Below are 11,486 nucleotides of genomic sequence, written 5' to 3' on the forward strand. Positions count from 1 at the left end.
CCGGACAGGTCCTAGGTGTGACGGGCAGGTTCCAGGGTTTTCGTCAGATGAGCGAAGACGACGACATTGCTCTTGTAGCCGGACCGCCGGTCGTACACGCCTCCGCAGGTGATCAGCCGCAGCTCCGGACGCTGTCGCGCGGCGTACACCTCCCGACTGGGGAAGCGCGCCTTCTCGTACACGCGGACCGCGTCCACCGTGTAGACGGCGGTACGTCCGTCGGCGCGCAGGGCCTCGACGAGCAGACCCGGTTTGAGCGTGCTCAGTCCGGCGAAGACGGCTGGCCCGGTACGGGTGTCCAGATGGCCGACCACCACGGCGGTGCCCTTCTCCCCCGGTGACGGGCCGCCCTCGTACCAGCCGGCCAGTCTGGGCTTGTCGACCGGCGGGGTGGTGAGCTGCTGACGTCGGTCCAGGCCCAGCCCGATGACCGGGGCCCGCAGGCGGAGATACGGGATGTTCAGGCTGGTGGGCTTGGAACGGGCGAGGGTGTGCGGCTGCTGCGGTTGCCGTGGTTTTCGCGGCTGCGGAGGCTGCTGCGGCTGCCTGGGGGGTTGGGGCGGCGGGGACGTCTGAGCCGGTTGCGCCGGTTGCGACGGTCGAGGTGACTGAGGCGGCTGGGCCGAGCGGGGCGGCGCGGACGACGGAGGCCGCGGGGGAGGAGGGGGTGGTTGGCGGGGACGGTCGACGGGGGGTTGTGCGGGTGCGGGGGTGCGCCGGGGCTCCGGTGCCGCGGCGGCGGGCGGACCCGGGGACGCCTTCGCGTCCCCGAGTTCCGCCGCCGGGGCGGCGACCGGCCCAGCGGGTCGGCCGTCGTCCTCGGACCACCAGATGCCGCCCATCACCAGCGAGAACAACAGGACCGCGGTTCTCGTCAGGCGGTAGGCACGCGTGCGGTACCAGGGCCTGGGCGCGCGCCTACGCGGCACCGTCGGACCGGCGACGCAGCTGCCGGAAGTAGACGAAGCCGGACACGCCGACCAGGCCCACCGCTCCGGCGGCGGCGACCGTCGACACGGTCGGCGTCTCGGCGAGACCGCCGCCGCCCGCGGGCACGGGGCCCTTGGGGGTCTGCGGCTTGGCGTCCGGCTTCGCCGCCGGCTTGCAGTCGACCTTGAACTGCTTCTCCTTGCCCGCGCCCGCTCCGCCCACGGGCTTCCAGGTGAGCTTGTAGTTGCCGTCGGGCAGCGCCAGCGTGTCCGTGTAGCCGGTGCCGATGGGCAGGTTGAGGGTGCCGTTGAGGGTGGCGGCGGCCGAGGCCGCCGGCTGCGGCTCGATGATGTAGGTGATCCCCGTGACACCGACACCCTCGAAGTTGAAGGCGGCCAGGTAGAACTTGCAGACCTTCGTCTCGTCGCGCTGGTCGGTGGGGGACGTCGTCTCCGAGTGGATCTTGACGTCTCCGCTGTCGGGCGCGGCGTGGGCGGCCGGTGCCCCGAGGAGGGCGGCGCCGGCGAGGGCGACCGTGGTGAGGGCTGCGGCGCTGGTGCGGACGCCGGTGGAGCGGGTGAGCGGTGAGGCGGGCATTCGAAGTCCTCCGAGCGGAATGATTGTCGTACAAATCGGTTGTGCATCCGACTCCCTTTCACATCCGGAACCGGGAAACGCACCGCACCGCTGATACGACGTCAGAAATCCCCCGTCCGGCGCAACATTTCGGCGCTGGTCACCACCTCGAACGGCCCCGCGGTCCCGGGTGCCGGGCCCGCCCGCGCCCGCCGGTCAGACGTGCCCGTGCCGCAGCCAGGCGTACTCGACCGGCTGGCCCGTGTTCCAGCACGCGGCCGACTGCGCGTCGACCGGTTCGAAGCCCGCTCCGCGGTAGCAGCGCAGGGCCGCGGTGTTTTGCGGGTGGACCCGCATGCAGACCTCGGGGAGCCCGGTCAGTCGCGCCTGTGCCAGCAGGTGCCGGACCAGCCGACGGCCCAGACCGCGTCCACGAACCCCGGGTGCCACGATGATCCGCGCGAGTTCGACCTCGTCCTCCTCGGCGTCGAGCCACAACTCCCCGTACGCGAGCGGAGGTTCAGTCTCCATGAGGACGTACGCCGTCACGTCCGGATCCCGCTGCCAGGCCATGACCGTCCCCTCCGGCACCGGGAACTCCCGCAGTCCGCACCACATCAGCGCCTCCGCCGGCGTGGTCGCCCAACCGGCCACCGTCGAAGCGTGGTTGTCGTCGAAGGGGTGCAAGCGCATCGGGTGACTCCGTTCTCGTGAGGAGTGGGCCCAGGTCAGCGCCAGGGCCCGCCGTCGTCGACCAGTACGGCTGCCCCGTCGAAGCGGCCCGCCTTGAGGTCCTTGAGCGCTTCCGGGGCCTGCGACATCGGGTAGGGGTGCACCGTGGCACGTACCCCGTGGCGCTCCGCCAGGGCCAGGAAGTCCCGCGCGTCCGCACGGGTGTTGGACGTGACGCTGCGGATCTCTTTCTCGTAGAACAGCTCACGTTCGTAGTCGAGCGACGGCACGTCACTGAGGTGGATACCCGCGATCGAGAGGACGCCGCCCCGGTCGAGGGCGCGTAGCGCCACGGGCACCAGATCGCCGACCGGAGCGAAGAGGATCGCGCTGTCCAGCGGTTCCGGAGGCGCGTCGTACGCCCCCGCCGCCGACGCGGCGCCCAGGTCGAGGGCCAGCCGCCGGGCGGCCGGATCCCGGGTCAGCACATGCACGGTCGCACCCTGCGCGAGCGCCACCTGCGCGCAGAGATGGGCGCTGCCCCCGAACCCGTACAGGCCGAGACGCCCGCCGGGCGGCAGGGCGGCACGCAGCAGCGCGCGGTGTCCGATGATGCCCGCGCACAGCAGGGGCGCCGTCGCGATGTCGTCGAGGCCGCCGGGCAGCGGGTGGGCGAAGGCGGCCGGCACGGTCGTGTACTGGGCGTAGCCGCCGTCGGTGTCCCAGCCGGTGTAGCGGGAGGCGGGACAGAGGTTCTCCGCCCCGCGCAGACAGTACGCGCAGGTGCCGTCGGTGCGGCGCAGCCAGGCCACCCCGACCCGGTCGCCGACGCTGTGTCCGGTGACCTCCGCCCCCATCCCCGCCACCCGCCCGACGACTTCATGACCCGGCGTCACCCGCGCCCGGCGCACCGGCAGATCACCCTCGCTGACGTGCAGATCCGTGCGGCACACCCCGCAGGCGCTCACCCGCACGAGGAGTTCGTCGGGCCCCGGCACGGGGACCGGTTTCTCGACGAGCCGCAGCGGTCCGCTCTCGGCCGGGCCGGGCTCGGTCACCTCCCAGGCGTACATCGTCGCCCTGTCCGCGGTCGCGTCCCCAGTCATGTCCCCATTGTGCGAGGCGAGTGTGCGAGACGCCCCGGGCGTGAGGTGAGCGGGGGCGCAGACACCTCCTGGCGAACCGCTTTCACCTGCAGAACCAGCTGTCGGACGACCACGTCGTATTTCTGCGGGACAACGGAAAGGATCGTTGACGCGACGGGAGCGCGGTGCCAACGTGCTCGCACCAGTCCTTCCGGCCGGTCGGGACCAGGGGTGGCGTCGCGGGGACGCCACCCGTCGCACGGCGCGTCGAGCGAACGGAGGGCTTGTCGCCATGTCAACAGCCAGTGGAGACCCGACAACGGGGACGGCCGACTTCTCGGCGACGCCCCTGGCCGACACCTCCTTCCCCGAGGAGTGGGAGAGCGGTCAGGAGAGCGCCCGGGACGAGTACGCCACCGAGGAGAGCGCGACGGAACGCGCCACGGGAGAAGCAGCACCACGCGGAGCGGAGCAGCGCCGGCCCGCCGGCGGACCGGCCGCGAACGCCGAGTCGGGCGCGGCACTTCCCGCCCACCGCCCCGTCCGCGGTCGCTACCGCGGCAACAGCGGCGGCTACGAACTGATCCTGCGCGTGGACGTCGACAGCGTCCCCGGCGGCCCGAAGGTCCTGCGGAAGGTCAGCGGCGACTTCTTCAGCACGGGCGGCGGTACGCAGGCGTACTTCGGTTCGTTCCTCGTGGACGCGCCCACCGTCTCCTGGACCGGCACCCAGGTCGTCATCAGGGGCATCGCCTCCTACACCTGGCAGACCGCGTACACGCTCGTGCGGGTCACCGTCCCACGCAGCAGGACCAACCAGCGGCCGGGCGCCGCGACCGTCGAATTCCTGCGCCCGCCGAACCAGTTGGGCGCCACCTACGTCTGCCCGTACATCTCGCCGTACTTCCGTACCGTCGAGTGGGAGCAGGACTCCGTCACCGGGGCCGTGCCCTTCCTCTCGTACGACACCGGATCGCTGCCGCAGCCCGCCAACAGCCCCGCCCGCATTCTCACCGTGCCGCGGGCCTACGCCGAGGCCGGGATCGAACTGCTGGTCTCCGGCACCGCGAACGTCATCGCGAACAGCCAAAACGGCTGGACCAACACCGAACTCCACGCCGCCATGGAGACCAACTTCAGTCTCTGGCGCAACGCCCCGCAATGGAAACTGTGGCTGCTGGTAGCCAGCAGCTATGAAGGCATGGCAGGCGTGCGCGGCATCATGTTCGACGCCGCCGACTCCTTCCAGCGGCAGGGCTGCGCGGTCTTCTACGACCTCATCCAGGGCGCGGGACCCGAAGAGCAGCGCGCCATGCTCCGCACGTACGTCCACGAGATCGGCCACGCCTTCAACCTGCTGCACTCCTGGCAGAAGAACCTGGCCACACCACCGGCCCCGCTCGGCGGCAACAACGGCTTCGCGGACCTGTCGTGGATGAACTACCCGCAGAACTACAAGCCGTTGAACGGCAACGGCGGAGCGGCGGCCTACTGGGGTGCCTTCCCCTTCCAGTTCACCGACAACGAGCAGATGCATCTGCGCCACGGCTTCTACCGGAACGTCGTCATGGGCGCCAACGCGTTCGGCACCGGCGCCGCCGACATCGAACCGGCCCTCTTCGACGAGCCCCTCACCGACGAGTCCGGCCTGCGCCTCGGCCTGCGCGCCGACAAGAGCGGCCTGGCGTTCGGCGAACCGGTCGTCGTGGAGCTGAAGTTGGAGACGACCGACCTGCGCGGCCGTGCCACGCACCATCACCTCCACCCCGACGACGAACTCGTCAGCATCGCCATCCGGCAGCCCTCCGGACGTACCGTGCTCTACCGGCCGCTGCTGCGCCGCTGCGTCGACCAGGACCAGACCGTCCGCCTGGACGCCGGCCGTCCCGCGATCTACAGCAGCGCCTACATCGGCTACGGCCGCGACGGGCACTACTTCCAGCAGCCGGGCACCTACCAGCTGCGGGCCGCCTACCTGGCCTCCGACGGGTCCCGGATCGTCTCGCCGGTGCTGCGGCTCGACGTACGGCATCCGGTCAGCCAGGCCGACCTCCGCCTCGCCGAGCTGATGATGGGCGAGGAGCAGGGCAAGATCCTCGCCCTGCGCGGCTCCGACTCGCCGTCGCTGCAGTCCGGCAACGACGCGCTCCAGGAGGTCATCGAGCGGCACGGCACCCATCCCTTCGCCGTGTACGCGCGCCTCGCCAAGGGCCTGAACTTCGAGCACGAGTTCAAGAGCCTGAGCCCGGACAAGACCGAGCTGACCGTACGGCCCCCGGATCCCAAGTCCGGGATCGAACAGCTCGCCCAGGTCGTGAAGGTCTCCCAGCAGGGCAAGGGCGTCGACAACCTGACGCTCAACCTGGCCTCACGGCGTCTCGCCCGCGCCTACGCCCGCCAGGGCGACCTCGAAGAGGCCAACTCCACGCTCGACCGGCTGGTCCGGCACTTCGACACACCCGCGTTCAAGCCGTTCGTCAAGGACGCCGTACGCGACCAGGTCGACTCCACGAAGGCGCGGCTCACCGAGGAGTTCGGCGGCTGACCCCGGCCGCCCCGCGCCCGGAAGGGCGCTCACGGGACACCCCTCTGCCCGTGAGCGCCCTTTCCGGTCGCCACGCCTGTGGCAGCATCGGGCCCACCGGCCCCGGAACGCGGGGGCCGGGCCATGACAGGCACGGGAGGGGAGCAGCCGAGTGATCGACCTCGTCCTGTACGGGCCGAGCGGCCCCCAGCCCCTCGGCCGCCCGGCCACCGTGCGGGTGGAGCTCCGCAACACCGGCGACCACGACCTGTGGATCGCGGGCGTGCTCGACGGCTCCGAGAACGGACTGCGCTTCCCGCACTACCGGCCGACCGTCACGCGATCCGACTCCGACGGTGGCACCGTCGTGGCGTCCCCCGCACCGGCCGAGGACCCCCTCGTCAGCCCATTGCGCCCGGCTGACCTGCGCAAACTGTCGCCGGGCGAGTCGTGGGACCCGGCCTCGGGCCCCGGCTGCCTGCCCCTCATGACCTTCGCCCACTTCGCCCCCCGACGGCCCGGCCGCTACCGCTACACCCTCACGCTCGACACCGACGCCGCCGGGCCCGAGGACTGGCTGGGCGGCTTCGGCGTGCCCACCGGCACCGCGCGGGAGGACCTTCTGGCCCTCGTCGCGCTGGTGCCTCGTACGAGGGTGGTGGCGGACCCGGTGGAGGTGGACTTCCGCTGAGCGGCGGCCCGTTGCACCTGCCGTGCCCGAGGGGATCAGATCTGCCCCGCCGGCCGTACCGACCACGACTTCGCCGCCGGCTCCGCCGACGACTCGACCAACGACACGGTGAACGGATGCGCGGGCGCGCTGAGGACGTCCCGCGCCGGTCCCTGCTCGACCACCTCTCCGCCGTCCAGCACCGCGATCCGCGTGGCGAGCCGGGCCGTGTCGAGGTCGTGGGTGATGAGGACGAGGGAGAGGTCGTCGCGGTCGCGGAGCAGTCCGGCGAGCAGGTCGAGGAGGTCCCGGCGGGTGACCGTGTCCAGCCCGGAGGTGATCTCGTCGCACACCAGGACCCGCGGCCGGGCCAGCAGCGCCCTGGCGAGCGCGGCCCGCTGAAGCTCGCCGCCGGAGAGCCGGGCGGGGAGACGTGCCGTCAACGTGTCGCCCAGGCCCAGGCCGGCGAGGGTCGCCGACGCCTCGGTCCGCGCCTGGGAGGCAGCCACTCCCCGTAGCCGCACCGCCGTTCGCGCCACCTGGTCCAGGACCGGCCGGTGCTCGTCGAAGGAGGCGCGCGCGTCCTGGAAGACGTACTGCACGGCCGCCAGCCGCTCCCGCCCCCGGTCCCGCAGACTGCGCGGGAGCGCGACACCGTCGAGCAGCACCTCTCCCTCGTAGGTGCGATGGAGTCCGGCGAGGCAGCGGGCGAGGGTCGTCTTGCCGCTGCCCGAACGGCCGAGCACGGCGAGGCATTCTCCGGAGTGCACGGCGAGTTCCGGGACGCGCAGCACCTCTGTGCCGGGCCGGTGGCGGGCCCGGAGCCCCTGGACGCGCAGGACGGCCTCCGGGCGGGGGCCGAGCGGAGCGGACTCCGCCAACGGCGCTGGCGCAGACAGGAGTTGACGCGTCCAGGGATGGACGGGAGCCAGCCACACCCGCTCCGTCGGGCCCGACTCCACGACCCTGCCGTCCCGCATGACCAGCACCTCGTCGGCGAGCGCGCGTACCGTCTCCAGGTCGTGGCTGAGCAGGACCACCCCGATGCCCCGCGCCGCGACCGCCGCCAGCTCGTCCACGACCCGGCGTCTGGTGAGCGCGTCCTGACCCGTGGTGGGCTCGTCCGCCACGACGACCCGGGCGCCGAGCAGCAACGCCTGGGCGAGTACGAGCCGCTGCTGCTGCCCACCCGACAGCTGATGGGGGAAGCGCCGCAACAACCCATGTCCGCCCTCCAGTTGGGCCGCTTGCAGGGCGCTGAGGACTCGCTCACCGGCCGCCGGGCCTCGCTCACGGCGAGGCATCCCCCGCACCTGGGCCCGCGCGATGTCGTGCAGCAGCGCCCCCACCCGCCGCGCGGGATTGAGCACGGTCGACGGATGCTGCGGGACGTAACCGACCAACGCCTCCGCCACCCGTACGGAACCCTCGACGTGTGCTCCTTGCGGGAACTCGCCCAGCAGCGCACGCCCCGTGGTCGTCTTCCCGCTGCCGGAGGCCCCGACCAGCGCGGTCACCTTCCCGGGCAGGACCCGCAGGCTCACCCCGTCGACGATGCGTCTGCCGCCCACCTCCACGGTCAGCCCTTCGATCTCCGCCACAGCCAAGGTCTCGCCCGTCTCGCCCGTCTCGCCGGTTCCGCCCGACCGGCCCGACCCGTTCATGAACGCGGCCCCTTCCTGAGTGCCGGGCCCCTGAGTGCCGCGTCGCAGAGCAGATTGGTGCCCATGGTCAGGGCCACGATCAGCAGCGCCGGGACGACCACGGCCCAGGGCTGCACGAACAGCCCCGTCCGGTTGCGGTCCACCATCACCGCCCAGTCGGCCGCGTCCGGCGCCACCCCGATGCCCAGGAACGCGGCCGTCGCCACCAGATACAGGACACCCGTCAGCCGCACCCCCGCGTCGGCGGCGAGCGGGCGCAGGATCGACCGGCCGACATGGCCCACGGCGATACGCCACCACGACTCGCCCTGCATGCGCAGCGCCTCCACCGCCGGCCGGGAGGCCACGTCGGCCGCGGCGGCCCGGACGATCCGCGCGGCGTCCGGGATGTTCACGAGCGCCACCAGCAGCGCGAGCCCGGTGGCGCCGGGCGCGAACACGGAGGCCACCAGCAGGATCATCAGCAGGGACGGTACGGCGAGCAGCACGTCCAACGGCCGCATCAGTGTCTCCTCCAGCCAGGTTCTGTGCGTCAGCGCACTGATCAGCCCGAGCGGCAGCGCCACCAGATACGCCAGCGCCGTCGCCGCGAGCGCGACGACCACCACGGGCCGGCCGCCGAGCAGCACCTGCCGCCACACGTCACGCCCCACGAAGTCCGTGCCCAGCCAGTGGCCGTCGCCGAGCGTGAACGAGGCGGCGCGCGGCCCGGGCCCGCCCACCACCATGGGTCCGCACAGGGCGAGCACGAGCGGCACACCCACCAGGACGGCCCCGAGCGCGAAACGCCCGAACGGCAGCTCTCTCCCGCGTGCCCTCACGCGACCGGGCGTTCTCACGCGGCCACCTCCGCCCGCGGCGCGAACCGGTGGGCGACCAGATCGGCCCCCAGGTTCAGCACCACCGTGATCACCCCGAAGACCACCGCGAGGCCCTGCACCACGGGCACGTCGCGTTCGGACACGGCGTTCATCAGCACGGTTCCCAGGCCGGGGATCACGAACAGGGCCTCCACGACGATCACCCCGCACAGCAACCAGTCGACGGTACGGGCGAGTTGCTGGGCGGCCGGGGCCACCGCGTTCGGCAGGGCGTGCGCGTACCGGACCCGGGCTCCCGCGATCCCGTACCGCCGGGCATGGGCGACGTACGGCGAGGCGAGCGCGTCGATCATGCCCGCGCGTACCAGCCGGGACAGCGAGCACACCGGGCGGGAGAGGAGGACGAGCACCGGCAGAACCAGGGCGGCCGGATGCGCGAGCAGATCCGTGCCGTAGCCGACCGCCGTCGGCGGCAGCCAGTCGAGCCGCAGCGCGAACACCGTCACGAGCAGCACGCCGAACGCGAACTCCGGTACCGCGTACACCCCGAGGGTCACCGCACTGACCAGCCGGTCCACGAACCGCCCCTCGAACCGCGCGGCCAGCACCCCGAGCCCCACCCCGACCGGCACCAGCAGCACCACGGTGAGCCCGGCGAGCAGCAGCGTCGGCCCGAAGGCACCGGAGAGGTACGCGGTGACGGGCCGCCCGGAGGCCAGGGAGGTGCCGAAGTCGGCGTGCAGGAGCCCGGCCGCCCAGTCGGCGAGCCGTTCGTACGCAGGACGGTCCAGGTCCATCGCCTCGCGGATGGCGGCGATCCGCGCGGGGTCGGGCTGGTCCCCGGCGAGGGCCACCGCCGCGTCGCCCGGCAGCGCCTCGGTGAGCGCGAAGACCAGCAGCACCACGGCCACGGTCTGCACCCCGCCGAGCAGCAGCCGCCGGGCGGTCCAGGAACCGAGTCCGCTCACGCCAGCCAGACCTTGTCGAACCGGGCCCAGTCGAGTGTGTTGGCGGGTGCCTTGCGGTCAACACCCTTGACCTTGTTGGCGGTTCCGATGATCCAGTCGGCGAACCCCCACACCAGGAAGCCACCCTCGGCGTACAGCCTGCGCTGCATCCGGCCGAACACGGCGGCGCGCTCCTCGGCGTCCTTCGTGGCCTGCGCCTGCTGGTAGAGCGCGTCGAAGTCCTTGTGGTGCCACCTGGTGGCGTTGGTGGTGGAGTCGGTGAGCAGGCGCTGCGAGATGTGCGCCTCGATGGGCATGGCCCCCGAGCGGTAGCAGCACAGGGTCCCGGAGCCGAGGATGTCGGCCCAGTACGAGTCCTTGCTGCCCATCCTGACCTCGACGGTGACGCCGGCCTGCGCCGCCTGGTCCCGGAAGATGCCGGCCGCCTCGGTGAACCCGGCCGCGACCGCCGAGGTGTCCAGGGTGACCTTCAGCTTCTCGGCGCCCGCCTTCCTCAGGAGGGAGCGCGCCCGGTCGAGGTCCTGCTCGCGCTGCGGCAGCCCGTCGGCGTAGTACTCGTACCCCTTCCCGAAGAGGTCGTTGCCGACGACGCCCGCCCCGGACAGTGCCCCGTCGATGAGTTCCTGGCGGTCGGCGATGAGGAAGAACGCCTCCCGGACCCGCTTGTCGTCGAAGGGTGCCCGGTCGGTCTTCATGGCGAAGGCCTGCATGGCGCTGTTCCGCAGCCGGACGATCTCGATCCGGCCCTTGCCCTCGTGGGCGCGGGCGGTCGTCGGGTTCAGCTCATGGGCGTACTCGACCTGCCCGCCGAGCAGGGCGTTCACCCGCGCGGACTCCTCGTTGGCGACGACGAACTCCACCTCGTCGAGGTACGGGGCGCCGTCCCAGTGGTCGTCGTTGCGCCGGAAGAGAGCCGAACGGCCCGGTGCGAACGACACGAAACGGAACGGTCCCGAGCCGACCGGCTTCTTGTCGAAGTCGGCTGCCGAGGACCCGTCGGGAACGATGTACGCGCCGAACGCGGCCAGCACATTGGGGAATTCGGCGGTCGGCCGCTTGAGAACGAACTCCACGGTCCGCTCGTCCACGGCCCGGCTCGCCTTGAGGTCGATGGGTTCGAGAGAGGCCTTGGCCCGGAACGTCTTGTCGGGATCGGCGATCCGGCGGTAGCTGAACAGGACGTCCTCGGCGGTGACGGGCTTCCCGTCGTGGAAGTCCGCCTTGCGCAGGGTGACCTTCCAGCGGTCGAGCCCCGCGTTCGGCTCCCAGCCGGACGCCAGGCGGGGCTGGGCGGAGAGGTCGTCCCCGTAGTCGGCCAGCTTGTCGAAGAGCGCCTTCGCGCGGGCCACGTCGGCGAACAGGTTGGCCAGATGCGGATCGAGCGTCTCGCTCGCACCGCCGCCCGCGAAGGCGGCCCGCAGCCGCCCGCCGCGCCGGGGCTTCCCGTCGCCCCCCTTGCCGGAATCGCCGTTGCCGGAGTCGTCGGAGCTGCCGCAGCCGACGAGAGCCAGGGCGCCGATACCGGAGGCCGCCGTGAGAAGGCCTCTGCGACGGAGGCCGGGGTGATCCTGCATGA

Annotated in this window: 10 protein-coding genes; 2 read left to right on the top strand and 8 right to left on the bottom strand. The window is 72.2% G+C overall.

What is annotated here, in order from left to right; translation table 11 throughout:
- Positions 1 to 11: 11 nt before the first annotated feature.
- The 4 genes from ACFWGJ_RS04365 to ACFWGJ_RS04380 all read right to left on the bottom strand — a co-directional run bounded on the left by ACFWGJ_RS04365 (position 12) and on the right by ACFWGJ_RS04380 (position 3,251).
- Complete coding sequence (locus ACFWGJ_RS04365) at positions 12 to 842, bottom strand: class F sortase (protein WP_387320961.1); 831 nt, start codon at positions 840 to 842, stop codon at positions 12 to 14.
- 76 nt (positions 843 to 918) lie between these two features.
- Positions 919 to 1,527 (bottom strand): hypothetical protein, encoded by a 609-nt coding sequence (locus ACFWGJ_RS04370; protein ID WP_387320912.1) that lies wholly within the window; start codon positions 1,525 to 1,527, stop codon positions 919 to 921.
- A 195-nt stretch (positions 1,528 to 1,722) separates the two neighbouring features.
- Entirely contained in the window at positions 1,723 to 2,199 is a 477-nt protein-coding gene (locus ACFWGJ_RS04375) for a GNAT family N-acetyltransferase (protein WP_381834142.1), read from the bottom strand.
- Positions 2,200 to 2,234: 35 nt separating this feature from the next.
- Entirely contained in the window at positions 2,235 to 3,251 is a 1,017-nt protein-coding gene (locus ACFWGJ_RS04380; protein WP_387320962.1) for a zinc-binding alcohol dehydrogenase family protein, read from the bottom strand.
- A 304-nt stretch (positions 3,252 to 3,555) separates the two neighbouring features.
- Between ACFWGJ_RS04380 and ACFWGJ_RS04385 the strand changes: the two genes are divergently transcribed.
- Positions 3,556 to 5,808 (top strand): hypothetical protein, encoded by a 2,253-nt coding sequence (locus ACFWGJ_RS04385; protein ID WP_387320914.1) that lies wholly within the window; start codon positions 3,556 to 3,558, stop codon positions 5,806 to 5,808.
- Between the two features lie 151 nt (positions 5,809 to 5,959).
- Positions 5,960 to 6,478, top strand: a complete 519-nt coding sequence (locus ACFWGJ_RS04390) for a hypothetical protein (protein ID WP_387320915.1) — start codon at positions 5,960 to 5,962, stop codon at positions 6,476 to 6,478.
- A 35-nt stretch (positions 6,479 to 6,513) separates the two neighbouring features.
- On the opposite strand, the gene ACFWGJ_RS04395 is transcribed toward ACFWGJ_RS04390, so the two are convergent.
- From ACFWGJ_RS04395 to ACFWGJ_RS04410, 4 genes are read right to left on the bottom strand one after another with little or no spacing between them, the layout of a single operon-like run.
- Positions 6,514 to 8,121, bottom strand: a complete 1,608-nt coding sequence (locus ACFWGJ_RS04395; RefSeq protein WP_387320916.1) for an ABC transporter ATP-binding protein — start codon at positions 8,119 to 8,121, stop codon at positions 6,514 to 6,516.
- Positions 8,118 to 8,960 (bottom strand): ABC transporter permease, encoded by an 843-nt coding sequence (locus ACFWGJ_RS04400; protein WP_387320917.1) that lies wholly within the window; start codon positions 8,958 to 8,960, stop codon positions 8,118 to 8,120. Before ACFWGJ_RS04400 ends, ACFWGJ_RS04395 begins: the two co-directional genes overlap by 4 nt.
- Positions 8,957 to 9,910, bottom strand: a complete 954-nt coding sequence (locus ACFWGJ_RS04405) for an ABC transporter permease (protein ID WP_387320919.1) — start codon at positions 9,908 to 9,910, stop codon at positions 8,957 to 8,959. The genes ACFWGJ_RS04400 and ACFWGJ_RS04405 overlap by 4 nt, the downstream gene beginning before the upstream one ends.
- Entirely contained in the window at positions 9,907 to 11,484 is a 1,578-nt protein-coding gene (locus ACFWGJ_RS04410) for an ABC transporter substrate-binding protein (protein ID WP_387320920.1), read from the bottom strand. The genes ACFWGJ_RS04405 and ACFWGJ_RS04410 overlap by 4 nt, the downstream gene beginning before the upstream one ends.
- Positions 11,485 to 11,486 lie beyond the last annotated feature (2 nt).

The sequence above is a fragment of the Streptomyces sp. NPDC060205 genome, assembly GCF_042728395.1.
Taxonomy (GTDB): domain Bacteria; phylum Actinomycetota; class Actinomycetes; order Streptomycetales; family Streptomycetaceae; genus Streptomyces.

What these genes read in the sequence shown, in the direction of transcription:
- ACFWGJ_RS04370 (WP_387320912.1), bottom strand. Translation starts at nt 1,527, where the DNA reads ATGCCCGCCTCACCGCTCACCCGCTCCACCGGCGTCCGCACCAGCGCC.
- ACFWGJ_RS04410 (WP_387320920.1), bottom strand. Translation starts at nt 11,484, where the DNA reads ATGCAGGATCACCCCGGCCTCCGTCGCAGAGGCCTTCTCACGGCGGCC.
- ACFWGJ_RS04365 (WP_387320961.1), bottom strand. Translation starts at nt 842, where the DNA reads ATGGGCGGCATCTGGTGGTCCGAGGACGACGGCCGACCCGCTGGGCCG.
- ACFWGJ_RS04395 (WP_387320916.1), bottom strand. Translation starts at nt 8,121, where the DNA reads ATGAACGGGTCGGGCCGGTCGGGCGGAACCGGCGAGACGGGCGAGACG.
- ACFWGJ_RS04385 (WP_387320914.1), top strand. Translation starts at nt 3,556, where the DNA reads ATGTCAACAGCCAGTGGAGACCCGACAACGGGGACGGCCGACTTCTCG.
- ACFWGJ_RS04380 (WP_387320962.1), bottom strand. Translation starts at nt 3,251, where the DNA reads ATGTACGCCTGGGAGGTGACCGAGCCCGGCCCGGCCGAGAGCGGACCG.
- ACFWGJ_RS04375 (WP_381834142.1), bottom strand. Translation starts at nt 2,199, where the DNA reads ATGCGCTTGCACCCCTTCGACGACAACCACGCTTCGACGGTGGCCGGT.